The sequence below is a fragment of the Paenibacillus naphthalenovorans genome (assembly GCF_001465255.1).
GTDB lineage: Bacteria > Bacillota > Bacilli > Paenibacillales > NBRC-103111 > Paenibacillus_G > Paenibacillus_G naphthalenovorans.
Genome location: NZ_CP013652.1, coordinates 1,420,232 through 1,438,520, shown reverse-complemented (window position 1 = coordinate 1,438,520; position 18,289 = coordinate 1,420,232). Strand labels below are relative to the sequence as shown.

Below are 18,289 nucleotides of genomic sequence, written 5' to 3'. Positions count from 1 at the left end.
GGGATACTGCAGCTAGATCCACGGATTGATGGCAATTTTGATCACCTGATCTTCGCCGTCAAGGCGGTACCCTTTTTTGCTCATTGCCGTAATGGCGTCTCCGATTCGATTCAATCCAAGCGTTTGCGTAACCAGCTTATCGTAAGGCAGCTCCATTTTCTCAATGATATTCAGCGTCATTTCCATATGCTCTACATCGCTTCCCCATACCCCGTGAATGTCGGCGTTGTTCCGGAGAATATGCCAATGCGGATTGATATTGGCTGTGCCTACGTCTGTAAAATGGCCCAGCTCCACATAGGATGCGCTGTCGCGCAGGTAAGAAAGTCCTTCCGGAACAGAAGCCGGGAATCCCGAGCACTCGACGACCATATCGGCTCCGCGACCGCCCTTGGTTTCCTCCTTGACCAATTGGATACGCTCTTTGGGATCGCGGATTTCCTCGATATCAATCGTGACATCCGCGCCTAATTCCCGGGCCAGCTCCAGACGGCGCTTCGGCCCTCCCACGGCGATCACCTTGGCGGCACCCGACCGTTTGGCGAAAGCGACCGCTCCCAGTCCGATGGCTCCTGTCCCCTGCACCACCACCGTACTTCCGAAGCGAACGCCGCCGGCCCGCTGAAAACCATGGATACAAATCGAGAGAGGCTCCGTCAGGACGGCAATATGCGGTTCCATGTCCGTCTTGAAGAAAGACGTGCCCCGGTATTGAATATGAACATATTGGCTAAAGCCGCCGGATAATAGATGCGGCGCCTGATCGGGCATGAACCCGTAAGCTTTCACATTGGCGCAGCGGGTCGGCGTTTTGGAAATTTTGCAGTAATAGCAATTTCCGCACGGTACTCCCGGCACAATCACCACCCGGTCGCCTTCCTTTACCGGTCTTCCGTTCGAGTCTTCGACTACGCCCTGTCCAAGCTTCTCAATGATGCCGCAGAATTCATGGCCCAATATGATCGGATACTCAATTGTATTCAAATGCCCGTAATAGATATGAACATCCGTTCCGCAAACACCCGCATATTCCGTCCGTAAAATGAATTCTCCGGCCTTCGGCTCCGGTACCTCATATTCTTTAATATGAAAATTCCCTTCGACTCCGTCCAAAACCGCTGCTTTTCCGATGATTGGCATGGTTGCTCCTCCTTCATGTCCGTTGTGTATAATAGCGCTTACAAATTCTTTTAAGGAATCAAGACTACTTTAATCGCCTTTTCCTCGCGGTTCGAAGCGCATTGCAGGGCTTGTTCCGCTTCGTCTAAAGCAAATTCGTGCGTAACCATCTTCTCAATGGGGAATCGCCCGCTGGCAATCAGATCGATGGCCCCTTGATACCCCCATGCACTCAGGAAAGACGTCTGCAGCTTCAACTCCTTAAACGTCATCTGATTGTCGGTTTCAATCGTAACCGGCCTATTCCCCGTTAATCCGAGATAATTGACCGTTCCGCCTTTTCTGGCGTAATTCAGACTATCCTTTTGCGCCTGCGGCGTTCCCGCCGTTTCGAATACGAGATCGGCTCCCCTCCCTCCTGTCAGTTCAAGCAATCTGGACCCGGCATCTTCTTTTCTAAAATCGATGACCTCATCCGCACCCAGCTGTTTGCCTAGAGCAAGTCTTTCATCCCGCGTGCCGATGAGAATAACCGCCGCCGCCCCTGCCGCCTTGGCCGCAACCGCCGTCAGCAGCCCGATCGGCCCCGCGCCGATCACGGCTACGGTGTCTCCAAGCTTCGGCGGCGTCAGGTGGACCGCCCTGACCGTCACAGCAAGCGGCTCCGTCAAAACGGCTCTGTGCCATGGAACGTGATCGGGAATCCGGTGAACGATGGCGTTGGAAGGCACATACAGAACCTGCGACCATCCGCCGAATAAATGAGGCTCCCGGGTGCAGCTGATATTGCAGCCGTACTGTCTTCCCTCCTCCCGGTCTTTGACGCACAGATTGTAAAATCCCTCTTTGCACCACCTGCACGCGCCGCAAGGAAGAATCATCTCTACTGCAACCTTGTCCCCGAGCTTGACCCCATGCTTTTGTGCGGCGTTTTTGCCTAATTCCTCTACGGTGCCCACGAATTCGTGACCCGGGATAATCGGATAAGGCTCGCCCCAATCTCCACGGAAGATGTGTTGATCGGAACCGCAGATTCCGCACATGTGGACTTTGACAAGCAGCTCTTCATCGTTCAGTACGGGTTTAGGAAAAGTTCTTATCTCCAATGCGCCCCGTTTGTGAATAACAGCTGCTTTAACCGCTTTCATTTCCTATCTCCCTCCTTCTGTGATTTGATTTTACTCCATTGACAAATACCGCAACATGGATGAAAGTTTGGATGCAGGTGTTCATTTTTTAGATGATTCGGAATATAACGGAGAAAGGTGCAATGATTTACGGCAGGGTGTAAAATTTTTGGGCCTCCACACAAAAAAAAACGCGCAGGTCCATTGGATGACCTTGCGCGTGTGCCTGATCTTTTATTTTTCGATGGCTTCTTTGTACTGATTCGGAGATACGCCTGTGATCCGTTTAAACGATTTGGTAAAATATTTGGGGTCCTGAAAACCAACGGCCTCCGCGACTTCATAAATTTTCAGATTTGTTTGCCGAAACAGCTCTTTGGCTTTTTCGACACGCAGCTGAAGCATATAATCAATGAAGCTTTCACCCGTAACCTTTTTGAAGTAAGAACTTAAATAGCTCTTGCTCAGGCCGACATGCTCCGCCAATTGCTCCAGCGTCACCTCCTCGTGGAAATGGGTTTCAATGTAGGCAGCCGCTTTGGCTATTACCTTATTCACTCCGCCAATCAGGACGGATCTCTCCGCTTCCAGATGACCGATGCCATCCATAAGCCATTCCGTCAATTCCTTGAACGTCGGAATTTTTTTGACTCTTTCCATGTAGTCGAATTTATTGCTTCCCCATAGAGAGGATATAATATGACTGTTCGATTGAAGCCCTTCCATAATGGCCAAAACGATATCGATCACCATCATTTTTACAGATTCGACACTGGGCTTGCGGTCCTGAATCAAAGCTGTCACTTCCGCAAGCATTTCCTTCAGCCTGCTCCAATTCCGGATCATGGCCAGCCGCTTGACGTCCTGCCCGTTCACATAGGCCTGGGCTTCAAAAGCTTCCGGAAGCTCCATGCCGTGCGTATCCTCCACGGTTCCAAGCTCATGGTAAAAGGCGTGCTGCTCCGCAAATTGCAGTAGATTCGAATATTCGGCAGGAAGCTGATCCATACTGCGGGAGGAACGATAGTACAATTGAACCTGACCGGAGGCCGGAGCCAGGCTCTTCAAGGCCGCATATACCGTTAATACTGTATGATTTTCCCATTCCATCCCCTTCTGCTTGCTGATATTCGCCGCTTTTTCAATCAAAACCAGATAGGACCTGTCACTTAACCGTACCGCCATAGCATTCGCTTCTCCCAGGCCATCCTGTAATGCTTTGGAAACGGTCTCTTCGGCGGCATTGACATTTTCTTTATACATGATCAACAGGAGCAGGCACGGCTTATCGAGCCATCGGAGGGCCAGCTTGTCGCTTTGCTGCTTCAATTCGGTATAGTGATCTCCCGTCAGAAGCGACCTCAACCATTTCTCCCGCAGTAAGGGCAGGGACTGACTGGCTTGTCTTTGCAGTTCCCGAACCATTTCCTGATTCGTCTTCATCTGCTCAAATTCGGACCGGATTCTGGATAAAGCGTTCTCCAGATGACCGTCCTCTTCCATTTCTGTTTTAAGTAAATAACCCGAGGCCCCGATTTCCAAAGCCTCCTTCACATATTCAAAGTCATTGTAGCAAGTAAGCAGCAGTACCTTGATATGCGGATAATCCCGCTTGATGATGCGCGTAAGCTCCAGCCCGTCGATGATCGGCATCCGGATATCCGTAATGACCAAATCGATGGGCTGTTGCTTGAGAATGTTCAACGCCTTCTCCCCGTTGGCCGCTTCGGATACGACCTCCATGCCGAATTCACCCCAGGGGACCAGCGCTTTAAGTCCTCTTCTAACAATCATCTCGTCATCAACCACTAAGATTTGTATCGTCAAGCTCCTCTACCCCTTCCTTTAGCCTGCAAGGCAATACGATAGAAATCCTCGTTCCCCTACCTTTGACGCTATCGATAGATAACCCGTACGAATCGCCGAAGTAATGCTTAATTTTATCGTCCACATTCTTGATTCCGATTCCGCTGGAATGCTTTCTTTCCACATCGGGGGAAAATAAGGTTTTCAGTTTGTCGGCATCGATTCCTCTTCCGTTATCCTCCACAACGATTTCAACCAGATCCTCCTTGCGGCGGGCGCTGATTTCAATCCTTCCTTCATTGTCGGAAAGGCCGTGAAAGAATGCGTTTTCTACCAGCGGCTGCAGAACAAATCTGGGCACAAGGGCGGCCAGTACATCCGTATCGATCCGGTAAATGATCTTCACCTGATCGTCATACCTGTATTTCTGAATACGGGCATAGTAGGACAACACCTCCAATTCTTCCTCCAGCATATGCGTATAATTGGTCGTATTTAAACTCGCGCGCAGCAGCTTGATTAAAGCCGTCAGCATTTCGCTGATTTCCGGCGCCTTGTACTCTTTGGCCAGCCACTGCACGGAGTTTAACGTATTGTATAGAAAATGCGGATTAATCTGATATTGAAGGGACTGCATCTCGATTTGCTTCTTCTTTCGTTCGGATTCGGAGATTTTATCAATCAGGCTTTCGATCTCGGCTACCATTTGATTGAAGTTGCGGCTGAGATCACCGATTTCATCGTCCGCATCAATGGCAGACCGCGTATAAAACTTGCCTTTCTTTACCTGCCGCATGTCGATCTGCAATGTTCTCAGCGGTTTGATCAGCCGGTCTGACAATCCCCAGCCCAGCAGGATCGATATGACCAGAAAAATGCCGATCAGCATAAACACGATTTTCCGGATGGAAGCAAAGCTTTGCTCTATCTTCACATTCGGAATGAATGCGGCGACCTTCCATCCGCTGAAATAATTGATGTCATAGATAAAGCTGTATTCATCGTTTAACCCGCCGAGCAGATTCGTATTCGTAATATATTGATTCGAATATTCATGCTCCGCAGGCAGCAATGACGGATCCGAGCTGTACAGAATACGGCCATATTTGTCGATCAGCAATACTTTACCCAGGCTTCTTAGGGCGGGACTCTGAAACAGCTCATCGAGCTTATCTTGTTTCATTTCGATAATAATAACGGCCGGCGACGAACGCTTGGGAAGGATAAAGGGATACACAAGGGATACGACCCTGTCCGTTTTCGGTTCATTCAGGGAGTAATCGTTTACATGCGGTCCGACCCATGTCTTCTCTCCCGGATTTTGCAAGGAGCTGATATACCAATCTTTGGATTTCAACAGCTCCTGCCTCAGCACGGACGCAGTCGAATAGTATTGATCCCCTTCAATCACATGAATTTCATCAATGAAGGTGCGGTTATTTTTGAGCGCCAAAATAAATTGGCGGAAATCCTCGCGATGGATCTCGCTTTCTCTCCCTTCTTTCTCAAAGGCGGCAAACACCTGATAGTACACCATTCTCGACATCAAGTCCATCTCGTTCAAATGGTAGTTAATATTCTCATTGAGCTGATTCACCGTAATCTGCGCATACTCCAATACCTGCCCCTTCACGACTTCGGCTGTTTTTTGATAAGGGATGAAGCCGACGATCACTATAGGCAGAATACTGATCCATACAAAGCAAAAAAGAAGACGGCGCTTAATGCTTTTTCTAAAAAAATGAATGATCCGTCCCATAGGCGTCCTCTCTTTGTTTGATGTCATGGTTAATAATATTTGATTCCCCAGTCGTTAAAGGCGATATTCCCCCACAGCCGCTTGTCGTCCACATTGCCTGTATTCACTTCAAACGGCGGCAGAATCAGGCTTGGACCGGAGGCGGTTTGCATAATTTGCGCCTTCTCCCAGTAGTACTTGCTGTTTGAATATTGCTCCAGAGGGACCTCCTTACCCTGCCGGGCATACTTATTCAGAAGCTCGACGCATATTTCCCCGTAAGCAATCGGATCCTGAGAGATGGTGGCATCCAAAATCCCCTCCTTAATCCATTGATGTGCGATCGGCTCCCCGTCTATGGTGACAAAAATAACGTGCTCCTTTGAACCCTTGGGATGGAGCCTGCCTTTTTCCTTCAATGCCTGATAAATACCGCGGGCGGGGGTTTCGGAAGGCGCGTGGACGGCGTCAAGCTGTGGAAATTGGGACAATATTTCGGCGGTTACATCATGCATTTTCGTTAAATCGCCTTCGGTGGCGCGGCTGATTAACTCGACATCCTCATAGGTTTGGATCACCGCTTCAAAGCCCTGCTTTCGAAGATTCCACGCATGGCTCTTCAGTTGGCCAAAACAGTTGAGTACGATCCCTTTAGGCGTTCCGTACTTTTCTGTCAACAGCTCAATGATTTTTTGGGCGGCCATTTCCCCGGCTTTGTAATTATCGAAGGCGATCGTAATCGAGGCTTCGCCGGTCATGAGCGGCGTATCGATAATTCCCACCGGAATGGCTTCGCGCCTGGCTGCACTCATCGTTTCTTCCAGCCCTTCGCTGTCTACCGGATCTGCCACCACAGCGACCGGCTTCTTGGCCAATATATCCCGAATTTGCTGATCCTGCTTGGACGGATCGAAATCGGCAACAGAAGACTGAAAGCCCCATCCGATCGATTGAGCCGCGCGGTTAACGGCCTCCTGTTGAATAATATAAAAATAGTACCCCAGACTTTTATTGGAAAAAAATATAAACGGTTTCTGTTCCTCCGTATCCGGGTCCTCCAAGTTCAAGCCGCCGCCTGTAATCGATTTCTCACAAGCGGCAAGCAGCGTTCCGTTCAGACAAAGACCCACCCCCAGCACAGTCCATTTCGTCATCTTTTTGAGGAATTGACGTCGGCTCATGTAAGAATTCAAATGTACTCCACCTCCACAAATGATGTTCAGGTTTCAATGTTAAATTCTTACCACCAGGTATAAATCCCCAATAATTAAAACGCTTTCAAAATAGGTCTTTGGACTTACATATTCTGACAAATTTCTGATGCTGAGATCATAAAATTGGAAATCAGTGGATTAACTTGCTGATGGCTATGATTGGAGTCCTATGTATGGGATTACAGGTCACAACTTAAATCTCAGGGGCCGGGATGCGTGTATATTGGTATTTTTGGAATCATTTTAATTCAACATCCAATACGTGTCAATCTTACTCCAAGCGCATCTGCCGACCATACCACTGGAATTTTCTGTTCAATACAAAAAAGACAGGCCGCAACGTCACCTGTCTTTAGGTATGCTTCCAGAGTCAATCTGTATTTGACCCCCTCGTTATGCAGATTTCAAGTCTTCCACAGGATTGCAGCTCCTCTACGTCGTTTACATTTCAACGTCATTAGCCAAAAATTCCTTTTTCTTCTTCAAGCCTGCTATAAAGCTTATCATCAAAATCAGGATGGAAATGGCCAGAATGGTACCTGAAATCGGACGCTGGAAAAAGGAGAAGAAGTTTCCGTTAAAGATGATTAACGACTGCATCAATGCGTCTTCCATCAGCTTTCCTAAAACAAAGGTTAGCACCAGAGGCGCCATAGGAATATCGACCTTCTTCATAAAATACCCTATAATACCAAATGCGAGCATGACTCCGACATCCCAAAGGCTGTTATTCACACTATATGCACCCAAAATTGAAATCATCAGGATAATGGGAAAAAGCAGCTTGAACGGAACGGTTGCAACTTTGGCCCACAACCCTGCCATAGGCACATTCATGATGAGCAAAATAAAGTTGCCTATAAACATACTGGCAATGACGGCCCAGACAAAATCCGGATTATTTTGAAATAGAGTGGGACCCGGGGTAAGTCCATGCATAATAAACGCTCCCAGGATGACGGCAATCGTAGGCGAGCTAGGAATCCCAAGCGTGAACAAAGGAATGAGAGCACCGCCGCAGTAGGAGTTATTGGCTGTTTCGGGTCCGGCTACGCCCTCAATGGCTCCCTTTCCAAAGCGAGCAGGATCCTTAGCCAGTTTTTTCTCCAGGGAATACGACATGATGGCAGGAATAACCGAATTGGATCCGGGCAGCAGCCCCACTAAAAATCCTAATCCGGTGCCTCGTCCAATGGACATCAATGTTGGACGCCATTCTTCCCGTCTAGGCAAAAGTCCTTGCACTTTAGGAGCCTTCTGCGCTTTTGTATGGATTTCGGCATTGGTTAAAATTTCGGATAAACCGAATAACCCCATAGCCACCGTCACAAAATCGAAACCGTTCATTAATTGGGGCTCCCCGAAGCTGAACCGGACCACACCGGACATGGTATCCATCCCGATCATGGATAAGGTTAGCCCCAACACAGCAGCCATCATCCCGGTTAAGAGCGATTTGCCGATCAGACCGATCACTAGGGTCAAGCCCAAAACCATCAGAGCAAAAAACTCCGGCGGTCCAAATTTCAATGCCATTCGGGCGATCACCGGCCCGAGAAAGGCAAGCCCTATAATCGACACGGTTCCCCCAATGAATGACCCGATTCCCGCTACTCCCAATGCGGTTCCGGCCCTTCCCTGCTTCGCCAAAGGATGCCCGTCCAAACAGGTAATCACCGATGCGGCTTCGCCCGGGGTATTGATAAGAACAGACGTAATGGTGCCTCCATACATCGCCCCGTAGTAAATCCCCGATAACATAATAATCGCAGATATGGGGTCCATGCCGAAAGTAATGGGGAGCAGGATGGCCGTTCCCGATGTAGGGCCCAGTCCCGGGAGGATGCCGACCAGCATACCGGCCGTAACGCCAAGCAAACAGTAGACCAGATTTTCCAATGTAAGCGCTGTACTAAATCCCGACAATAAATGAACGAATGACTCCATGGTTTTCCCCCTTACTTAGAATCCCAATGCATTCACCGGCAGAGGCACATTGAGGAGAAATTTGAAAACATAAAACAGGGATACCGTAACGGTGGCCGAAACACCCAGAGCCATAACCCATTTATAATCTCTTATCAGAATAAAAGACAGCGTCAGGATACCCGCGATCGTGAAACCGGCAAAAGGAGCGGCGATAATAAAAAAAAGCACAGCAGCGATAATGGTCAGAATATTCCCGAGCCCTCTGCCCCTCGGTAAAATCTCCGGGAACAAAATAATACTTTTCTTGAGCGACTTCATCATAAACAGCAGCGACAAGACCATTAAAACCGCACTAAGCCAAAGCGGCAGTAATCCTGGTCCGGGTCCAAGCTCGCTGTAATAGTCAAGCGATAAGGACTGCCATAAAATCAGGGATGCAAAAAGCAGGATCACGATACCGATCACAAATCCCGCATTTTTCAACATCAGACCACTTCCTTTCCCCGCATCGATCCCTATGATTTCAAAGGCATGGTGCAGCTTTTACTTGGACTTTATGCCCATACCTTTGAAATCAGGTCTCATTCGCTTACCAATTCAACAGTTTCTTCAGCTCCATAACGCCCGCTTCCTCTTCCTTCAGCATGTTCTTGTACTCTTCTCCCTTTTTAAAATCCACCTGGAGGCCCATGTCTTCCATTTTTTTCTTTTGCTCCATGTCGTTAATTCCTTTTTCGAATGCGGCGATCAGCTTCTCCATAATTTCCGGACTGACCCCTTTGGGAGCCGCGATGCCCCGGGCAGACCAGGAAACAATATCGCCAAATCCGCTTTCCTTTAAGGTCGGCGCATCCGGAAGATAAGACGAGCGTTCCTGCGCCATCACCGCAATAACCTTCAACTGCTTTTCATAATGAGGTTTAACGACTTCACCGACATTGGCAAGCATTACATCCACGTGCCCTCCGAGCAGATTGCTCAAATTTTCGCCGAAGCCCTTGGTATGGACTGCATTGAACTTCGTACCCAATCTTTGATTCATGCGTAAAGCCGCATAATGATCGTCACTGCCGACTCCCGTAGAGGTTACCGTTAATTGGTTTGCCTTGGCATACTCAACTAAACTCTTGATGTCCGTGAATCGGGTTTCATTGGACCGGATAGCTATCGCGCCAAGATCCGTCACATGATTGGCAATGGGTTCAAAGCTGTCGAGGTTTTCCTTCCGGGCCGTAGAAGGATTCACATAGCCTGTAATTAAATTAGGCGTGTTAATATATCCGATGGTATAACCGTCGGGCGGCGATTTAACCAATTCCCCCCAACCGACCCAGCCGCCGGCGCCCGGTTTATTGGATATAACGAGGGGCACCCCTAACTCCTTCTCCACATATGGAGCCAATATTCTTGCACCTACGTCGGTGCCTCCGCCTGCCTCGAACGCTACGATCAAGGTAATCGGCTTATTCGGATAGCCATTGGCTGCCTGCTGTTTTCCATCGCTGCCCGGATTCGCTTGATTTCCTTGGTTTGTCGTCCCTTGATTCGTCGCACCGCATCCCGCAACCATCGTTAATGCCGCAGCCAGAATAAACGAAACCAGCTTTTTCAAGAATCACAGCCCCCTCTTATTTCACGCTTTGAAACAGTGGATTGTATACATGCAGGCGATTGGCAACCTGGACCATTTCCTGGACAACTTGTGTCGATAACGGTATTCCGTTTTTCGTGCGGTCATCCATCATGCCCCGTTCCATTTCGCCTGGCATGTAAATTTGCTCTACTCCTTCAATCAACGGAACCTGCCGAATTTCCCTTATCATCTGATCCATGCGGTCTTTGAAAATCTGCAAAGGCTGAAATAAATCGGCACGCATGACCATAAAAAATTGTCCCGCATGCTGATGCCGCTCAAAGTTTCGGTACAAATCGCCGATATGCGGCCCAAATTGCGCTCCTGTAAACAGCCCGGACAGAATGTCGACCAGCATCGCAATCCCGTATCCTTTATGACCGCCGACCGGCAGCACCAACCCTTCCAAAGCCTCCGTCGGATCGGTTGTCGGGTTGCCCTCCCTGGAAATCGCCCAGCCGACGGGAATGGTTTGCCCGTTTTTCTGAGCATTGATGATCTTGCCTCTGGCAACGACACTGGAAGCCATATCGAAGATGATATCCTCCTCCTCGCCCGCCGGGATTCCATAGGATAAAGGATTGGTCCCGAAGAAGCGCTCCTTGCCTCCCCATGGAGCCATATTCGCCGGGGCATTGGTCGTTGCCAGCGCAATACAGTCGTGCTCTGCCGCATACATGGTGTAATCGGCAAGCATGCCGCAGTGATTCGAATGGTTGATCCCGACCACCCCGATCCCCGTCTGCTTCGCTTTATTTACAGCGATCTGCATTCCCTTTGTTGCTGCGACGATACCCGAAGCGTTCTGAGCATCGAATAAAGCGAATGAGGCGGTTTCCCGGACGGTTTTCAATTCGCACTTTTTATTGGTCATCCCTCTGTGAAGCCTATCAATGTAAATGGCGACCCTGCTGACGCCATGGGAATCAATGCCTCTTAAATTGGCCAGAACCAGATGTCTGGCCAACGTGTACGATTGTTCTTCATCCAATCCTGCACATGTGAAAATCTGGGAAACAAAATCTTGGAGCTCCGCCTTCGGCACCTTCACTACCCCATTACTCAATGACTTCACATCCTTTGGCTTGAAGTGCGGCATCGATCCATGATCTATCCCATTTGCCGTCATAAATCGCTTGAATGGTCGCCGCTTCCTTCTCCTGCACCGCCCGGGCTGACTTTAATACTTCCTGCGCCTCTGCTGAAGGGATGACCACAACCCCGTCATCATCACCAACAATGACATCTCCCGGTGCTACCGGAACATTGCCGCAGCTAATAACGGTGTTGATTTCACCAGGCCCTTCCTTGTAGGGGCCGCGCGGTGTCCCGCCCCTGGCAAAGACGGGAAAGCCCATCTCAGCAATGGCATACAGATCCCTCACGGGACCATCGACAATAAAACCCCCGAGGCCCTTCCCCTTGGCATAGTGACACATGAGCTCGCCGAGTATCGCATGACCCATATCCCCGGAAGCATCAATGACGATCAAATCTCCCGGTTTGGCCAGGTCCATCGCCTTGTGCACCATTAAGTTATCCGAGGGATGCGTTCTGACGGTAAAAGCGCTTCCAACAACATGAATGCCCGGCTTGTTCACACTTTTAATCGCATGATCCATAGCGCGAAAGCGTCCCATGACGTCCGCAATATTCGATGCGGCAATCCCTTTAAAGCCGGCGATAATGGCCGGATTGATCCTGTCGACACTCTTGCATATTCGGAATCCGATATTGGACAATACTATGCATCTCCCCGTTTTCTGTCTTGAACGGAAATCAATTTTGGGCGAAAACGCCTCTCTGCCGCATTAACTCCCGGTACAGATCCGTATTCTTTTCAAAAGCCTCCCGGCCATGAAGCCAGAAGTGGTTGTTCAGTATGACCAGCTGTCCGACAGGCAGGTTTACGGCGAGCGTTCCCGGACTATTTTCCATCGATTCCTGAATATGTTTAAGATACATCGCCTGCTCTATCGTTTGCGGATGGACACATTGGTGGTTGTAGCGCATACAGATGGTATGGTTCCGTTCATAGAAGGTGGGATTATATACGGCACTTGTTACGTTCTTGCTGCCTCTGTCGGAGTAATCGTACTTATAAATATGTGAGGCCAAGGGGTGTTGGCTGAAAGCAGGCAGGTCCTCCCAATCATCGAGGTGAAGCAGCCGCGATTCGCCCCCGACAGCATTTCGTTCCACGAATTTCATCATGATCAGCCAATCCGTCGGCTCATCAACGAAAATGCCGTCGGTATGCAGTTCCAGCACCCGAAAAGCCTGACGAAGGTACGTATCGCTATCGTCCGAATGCTGCACAGCAAATCTGGCGTAAAACTTGCCCGACATCGCGTCATGATTGGAAATCCCGATGAGATAGGCAATCGCCGTTGCAAATTTAAGATATTCATCCGTATCGTCCGTTTGCTCCTGGACACCTATGGTAAAGCCTCCGCTGCTGCGGTCTTGCAGAATTTGCCGGATGGTCTGCTGAAATGAACCTCCAACCGCTTCTTTAAGCTGATCGGCCAAATAAAATCGTTCAAACGGAACATATTCGATTCTTTCGATGTCGATGTCCTTAACGGATTGAAAAAATTGCTGAAGCGATGCGTTGCTCAACTCAACATGTTTCAAGCGCTGATGCTCCGGATGCGGTTTGATTTCATAATTCAATGTGCCAAACGGATTCATGGACCCTCTTCCTTTCTTCAGGGGATGGTTACAATCACGGAATCGTTTTCTATCGTCGCGTCATATACGGCAATTCGCCTCGTGCGGTCGGCCAGGCACTCGCCCGTTTTCACATCAAACTCCCAGCCATGCCAAGGGCAGGATACGACCGGTTCCTCGTAATCATTGTATTCCACGATGCGCCCGTTAGCCTGGATCGCTGCTTTTAATGTAGGGAAAATGCCTCCGCAGGCCGGGCCGCCCTGATGAGGACATAAATTGCGTAATGCATAAAATTTCCCCCCCGTGCATACGATGCCAACCGATTTCCCTTCCAGATCGACTATTTTAACGGTTCCATCTGAGAATTGTCCGACGGGACCGATGATATGTTTTCCCATTTTTTGATTCCCCCTTTTCTAAGATTGAACACCTTCATGGCATTGCCTGCCAAAAATTTGGCTTTCGCTTCCTTATCCAGAAACGGCATGCGATAGGCAATAGAAGGATCATCATAATCAAAGTGCGGGTAATCACTGGCATACATGAACTGATCATAGCCGTTGGCCATGTCAAACACGGCTTTCAAGTGCTGAGTCTGCTTGGGCATTTCAATAGGCTGGCTTCCAAAGTATATTCGGTTCAAAATATATTCGCTCGGCAAGCCCTTGAGTAATGGAGCTTCGGAACGGCGTTTCAAGTAATATTCGTCCAGACGATACATCATCATCGGTACCCAAAACAACCCGGATTCCTGAAATACGAATTTGAGCTTTGGAAACCTCTCCGGGATCCCCTGCATCAGTAAGCTGGTGAGCTGAATCATGTTGCTTACGGCAAATCCCAATGAATGGGACTCGATCAAACGTTGAAATCCATCGGCGGGAGACGCCCCTTCCACCAGCGTCAATCCGGGAGCGGAATGAAATACCATAGGCAGGTCATGTCTTTGGGCAGCGTCATAAACCGGATCGTAGCGAACATCTCCAAGAGGAGGGTAAGCGCCGGAACACATAAAGCATACTCCGACCACACCGGGATGATGAGCTGCACGCTCAATGATTTTGGCGCCTTCTTCAGGATCCTGCCATGGAACGATGACCATGGTGTAAATCCCCTCATCAGGATCCAATACTTTATCGATCATAAAATCGATGTAGCCGTTGCAAAGTGCCACGACCAAATCTCTCACCGGAGTATGCCCCATCGAGATTAAGTGGTTTGGAACAAAAATAGAAGCGTCGATTTGCAGCCGGTTCATGGCCGCCTTGACTTCGCCTTCCTTGTTCGATCCAATATGGTAGTTGTAATCCATATCTTCCCTTCTGATCCGGCCCTCCATCATTCGATCCCCGAGCGTCATGGGCAGCAGCCGGGTCGGACTCACCCCTTTGATCCGCGATTTCCAAACGTCATCCGCATAATCGGCAAGCTGTTCGATGGGCTCCAAATAATGTGCGTCCGTATCGACGACTTTAAGTCCTCTGATGGCCATAGTAAGCTTCTCCCTTCGTGCTCAATGATTTCTTTTCATGTGCAGTGAACGGACCCATCCATATTGTCCCCATGAACCACCACCTTTTTTTCAAATATTTAAACTTTTGTTCTAACTATTGAACTGATTAAATCTTACTCCTTATCTCAAATCTTGTCAATCACAAAATTGGTAGCGGTTTCAGAAAGGTTCTCATCAAAGTCAGGGTTATGGAGAAACAAGCAAATGGGGGTTGTCCGGTGAGAAACCGGGAGGTTGGGGAAATCAATGATCGCTGGATCACGCTCAAGGCGGCTACCGCTATGGTTTGAAATCAAAGCTCCCGGTTGTCGGCCGCCATCGCAGCTATGAAAGGATTTGGTTTGAGGTCGCTTTTATGAATTACATTCTTGCAATCAAGTGTTTCCAATTCAATGCGGTCGTTTCCATGCCGTGACCACGATTCCATGGTTGTCCGCCCATGCGGTTTGTAATTTTCTCCGCTGTCTCTTTGACATGATTCGCCAAAAAATCGAGCCGTTGTTCGCCTGCTCTGTCCGTTGGAATGGAAATCACCACTCCGGCCGCCATTTTTCCGGATTGGTCAAGAACAGGAGCGGCAATGCCGACAATGCCATCCATGTTTTCTTCATAGCTGATGGATAATCCATACGTGCGAACGGCTTTGAGGTGCTCTCTGATCTGTGCAGGATCCGTCATTGTTCTTTCGGTCATTCGAACCAGCTGTTTTTTTTGAAAATAGGCATTCAGTTCGTCATCCTTCATACTGGCTAAGTAGAGTTTACCCATGGAAGTACAATAAAATTGCCTGCGGGTGCCCACGGGGATGTCATACCGGATGGGATGCGTCCCTTTCACCTTATCGATATAAACCAATTCATCCCCGCTCACAATTCCCAGGTATATGTCTTCCCCGGTTTTGGTCCCCAAATCCTCTATATACGGACGCGCCAAAGGTTTGACAGTAAAATGATGCACGATGGATGAAGCCAGTTCAATCATGCCGCCCCCAATCGAATAGAGCTTTGTTGCATCGTTGTAATACACATACCCGTGTGAAGCCATTTGCTTCAACAAATTGTGCATGCTGCTTTTGGGGATATCGGCAAACTCATTCATCATTTCCGTGAACGATAGCCCGTGTGATTTCTTGCTTAACAGACGCAAAATGGCAAATATCCGGGAAACCGTTCTAAATGCTCCGTTATCTTGTGTCATAGCTCCACCTTCATGATTCGTTTATTTGAACTACTGTCCATATATTGAAATTAACGAACAAATGGGCTTTTGTCAAGAAAAGTACCGGAGCGCTAACCCCTCGGCTCATTGAGGAATCCGCTTACTTTTTGTTATAATTTAAGTAAATTAAGACATCAAATCTTATGCTATCGGGATGTGTACAGATAAACATGGAAAAACGACCGACGATTCCCCTGTCTGAAGGAAATGACCAAGAACCGGTCAACCCTGCTCTTTCTTCCAATATGCAATCTTTTTTGTCCCAGTTAGAGACGAATGAGGAAACTCGCCTGCCGCAGCGTGCCTACTTAGCCGTTCGCCATGCGATTCGGCATCTTCAATTGGCACCCGGACAAACGGTACTGGAAGGGACATTAGCCGAAATTCTGGGCATGAGCAGGACACCCGTGCGTGAAGCTCTCGTTCGTCTGGAAATGGAGGGCTGGGTCCGCCTGATCCCGCGCAGGGGCTTTACCGTTGCGCCCATTGTAGCGGATGATCTGCAGCAAATTTACGAGGTGGTTGAAGCGCTGGACGGCATTGCAGGCCGTCTTGCCGCCGGCCGTGTCACTTCAGAAGAACTTCATCAGCTCGAGCTTCTCGTTGATGAGCAGCAAAAGGCACTGGACAACGACGATCTCCTTGCCTGGACAGACCTGGATGATCAGTTTCATAACTATATCGTGGACCTGGCCAAAAATCCGCGTCTTAGAGGCATTATGGACAGTCAAACCGATCAGCTTTACCGCGCCCGGTTGTATACGATACAATACAGGCCCAAGCCTACGCGCTCGATGATCGAACATCAAGCGATCCTGGCTGTCATGAAGGCCGGAGAACCGGAAGCCGCCCGTACGATGCTGCAATCTCACCGCTACAGGGCCCGCAATGAAATTCTGGAAGTGCTCCGGACGATCCGCGCCACCTAAAGAAAAGAGCTGAGGTTGATTTTCCGGAAATCAACCTCAGCTCTTGGATTATTTAAGACTGGCAGCTTTATTGGACAGATTAGCTATAATCGCATCAGTAACCTCCGTGGTTCTGCTGGTACCCCCTACATCAGGAGTAAGCTTTCCTTGTCCAGTCGTTTCTTCGATCGCCCGATTGAGAAGTGCGGCTTCCTCATGAAGGCCGAGATGCTCCAGCATGAGCGCCCCGCTGGCAATGGTTCCGATCGGATTGGCTATGCCCGCCCCGGCAATATCGGGAGCAGATCCATGGACGGGTTCGAACATGCTCGGGTAGCGTCTGTCGGGGTTGAGATTGGCGCTGGCGGCAAGCCCCAGGCTTCCGGCAAGAGCACTGCCCAGATCAGACAGAATGTCGGCAATCAGGTTGGAGCCCACGACGACTTCCAATGTTTCCGGCTTCAATACAAAGCGGGCCGCCATAGCGTCAACCAGCCATTGCTCGGTTTCGACATCCGGATATTCCTGACTCACACGCGCAAACACTTCATCCCAAAGCACCATTCCATATTGCTGTGCATTGCTTTTCGTTACACTGGTCACTTTCTTTCTTTTACGAGTGCGGGCCGTCTCAAACGCGAAACGAATAATCCGTTCGCAGCCTTCCTCCGTAAACACCGACGACTGAACCGCCACTTCCTTCCCTTTCCCCCGCCCTGTGAAATTCCGTCCGCCGAAGCCCGAATACTCGCCTTCCGAATTTTCACGAATCAAGATCCAATCCAGCTCTTCCACATTCGGATGGCGCAGCTTGCTTTCCACTCCCGGCAGGAAGCGAACAGGCCGGATATTGGCCCACTGATCAAAGCCTTGGCAGATCGCAAGTCTCAATCCCCACAAACTCACATGGTCCGGGACATTTTTCCAGCCGACGGCGCCGAAATAAATAGCGTCATAATCCTTCAGCTGCTCCAACCCGTCTTCAGCCATCATTCGGCCGTGTTTAGCGTAATATTCGCTTCCCCATGGAAAAGAATCAAACTGGAAAGAAAATTTTCCGTTGGACGCTTGGGCCAAGTGCTCCAGTACACGCTGTCCTTCTTGGATTACCTCTTGCCCGATACCGTCACCAGGGATGACTGCAATTCGAAAATGTTGTTGTTCACTCATGCTTCGGCCTCCTGCCATCATTTTGTAATATGCTTGATTTATTGATGATCTGTATGTTCATTATCAATTAACGTATACGTTATTGTCAATAGTTTCTTGTATTTTCATCCTCGAAATTTTAAACCCGCGTAAAATCAGTTTGATAAAACTTATAAAATTTCAATACAAAAGAAAATCTCGCTTTCCGAATCTCGCTCATGATCTTAAATTAATGAATACATTAATAGATTTAACCAAC

The 18,289-nt window shown here is 49.0% G+C and carries 16 protein-coding genes; 1 reads left to right on the top strand and 15 read right to left on the bottom strand.

Annotation, left to right across the window (positions count from 1 at the left end; genetic code table 11):
* Positions 1-12 precede the first annotated feature (12 nt).
* From IJ22_RS06950 to IJ22_RS06885, 14 genes are all read right to left on the bottom strand, one after another.
* Complete coding sequence (locus IJ22_RS06950; RefSeq protein ID WP_054817184.1) at positions 13-1,140, bottom strand: zinc-binding dehydrogenase; 1,128 nt, start codon at positions 1,138-1,140, stop codon at positions 13-15.
* A 50-nt stretch (positions 1,141-1,190) separates the two neighbouring features.
* A complete protein-coding gene (locus IJ22_RS06945) occupies positions 1,191-2,267 on the bottom strand; it encodes a zinc-dependent alcohol dehydrogenase (RefSeq protein ID WP_062408142.1) in 1,077 nt (358 codons plus the stop codon).
* 213 nt (positions 2,268-2,480) lie between these two features.
* Positions 2,481-4,073: a response regulator transcription factor gene (locus IJ22_RS06940; protein WP_145862503.1), complete on the bottom strand. Its 1,593-nt coding sequence runs from the start codon at positions 4,071-4,073 to the stop codon at positions 2,481-2,483.
* Positions 4,048-5,811 carry a cache domain-containing sensor histidine kinase gene (locus IJ22_RS06935; RefSeq protein ID WP_062408139.1) on the bottom strand — a complete coding sequence of 588 codons (1,764 nt, stop codon included), beginning with the start codon at positions 5,809-5,811 and terminating at the stop codon, positions 4,048-4,050. The genes IJ22_RS06940 and IJ22_RS06935 overlap by 26 nt, the downstream gene beginning before the upstream one ends.
* Before the next feature lie 29 nt (positions 5,812-5,840).
* Positions 5,841-6,983: a sugar ABC transporter substrate-binding protein gene (locus IJ22_RS06930; RefSeq protein ID WP_062408137.1), complete on the bottom strand. Its 1,143-nt coding sequence runs from the start codon at positions 6,981-6,983 to the stop codon at positions 5,841-5,843.
* Positions 6,984-7,445: 462 nt separating this feature from the next.
* Positions 7,446-8,951, bottom strand: a complete 1,506-nt coding sequence (locus IJ22_RS06925) for a tripartite tricarboxylate transporter permease (RefSeq protein WP_062408135.1) — start codon at positions 8,949-8,951, stop codon at positions 7,446-7,448.
* A gap of 15 nt (positions 8,952-8,966) precedes the next feature.
* Positions 8,967-9,419 carry a tripartite tricarboxylate transporter TctB family protein gene (locus tag IJ22_RS06920; RefSeq protein ID WP_062408133.1) on the bottom strand — a complete coding sequence of 151 codons (453 nt, stop codon included), beginning with the start codon at positions 9,417-9,419 and terminating at the stop codon, positions 8,967-8,969.
* Positions 9,420-9,522: 103 nt separating this feature from the next.
* Positions 9,523-10,545, bottom strand: a complete 1,023-nt coding sequence (locus IJ22_RS06915) for a tripartite tricarboxylate transporter substrate binding protein (protein WP_062408132.1) — start codon at positions 10,543-10,545, stop codon at positions 9,523-9,525.
* 16 nt (positions 10,546-10,561) lie between these two features.
* Complete coding sequence (locus IJ22_RS06910; RefSeq protein WP_062408129.1) at positions 10,562-11,632, bottom strand: Ldh family oxidoreductase; 1,071 nt, start codon at positions 11,630-11,632, stop codon at positions 10,562-10,564.
* Positions 11,625-12,308 carry an RraA family protein gene (locus tag IJ22_RS06905; RefSeq protein WP_054817171.1) on the bottom strand — a complete coding sequence of 228 codons (684 nt, stop codon included), beginning with the start codon at positions 12,306-12,308 and terminating at the stop codon, positions 11,625-11,627. The genes IJ22_RS06910 and IJ22_RS06905 overlap by 8 nt, the downstream gene beginning before the upstream one ends.
* Positions 12,309-12,345: 37 nt before the next feature.
* Positions 12,346-13,260, bottom strand: a complete 915-nt coding sequence (glaH, locus tag IJ22_RS06900; RefSeq protein WP_062408125.1) for a glutarate dioxygenase GlaH — start codon at positions 13,258-13,260, stop codon at positions 12,346-12,348.
* A 17-nt stretch (positions 13,261-13,277) separates the two neighbouring features.
* Positions 13,278-13,640, bottom strand: coding sequence for a Rieske (2Fe-2S) protein (locus IJ22_RS06895; protein WP_054817170.1), 363 nt, complete (start codon positions 13,638-13,640; stop codon positions 13,278-13,280).
* Positions 13,583-14,734: an amidohydrolase family protein gene (locus IJ22_RS06890; protein WP_062408123.1), complete on the bottom strand. Its 1,152-nt coding sequence runs from the start codon at positions 14,732-14,734 to the stop codon at positions 13,583-13,585. The genes IJ22_RS06895 and IJ22_RS06890 overlap by 58 nt, the downstream gene beginning before the upstream one ends.
* A 381-nt stretch (positions 14,735-15,115) precedes the next feature.
* Complete coding sequence (locus tag IJ22_RS06885; protein ID WP_062408121.1) at positions 15,116-15,952, bottom strand: IclR family transcriptional regulator; 837 nt, start codon at positions 15,950-15,952, stop codon at positions 15,116-15,118.
* A gap of 191 nt (positions 15,953-16,143) precedes the next feature.
* Here IJ22_RS06885 and IJ22_RS06880 point away from each other — a divergent pair, with 191 nt between their 5' ends.
* Positions 16,144-16,902: a GntR family transcriptional regulator gene (locus IJ22_RS06880; protein ID WP_082660719.1), complete on the top strand. Its 759-nt coding sequence runs from the start codon at positions 16,144-16,146 to the stop codon at positions 16,900-16,902.
* A 48-nt stretch (positions 16,903-16,950) separates the two neighbouring features.
* Here the strand turns inward: IJ22_RS06880 and IJ22_RS06875 are convergent, their stop codons facing one another.
* Positions 16,951-18,051, bottom strand: coding sequence for a tartrate dehydrogenase (locus tag IJ22_RS06875; RefSeq protein WP_054819808.1), 1,101 nt, complete (start codon positions 18,049-18,051; stop codon positions 16,951-16,953).
* Between the last annotated feature and the right edge of the window lie 238 nt (positions 18,052-18,289).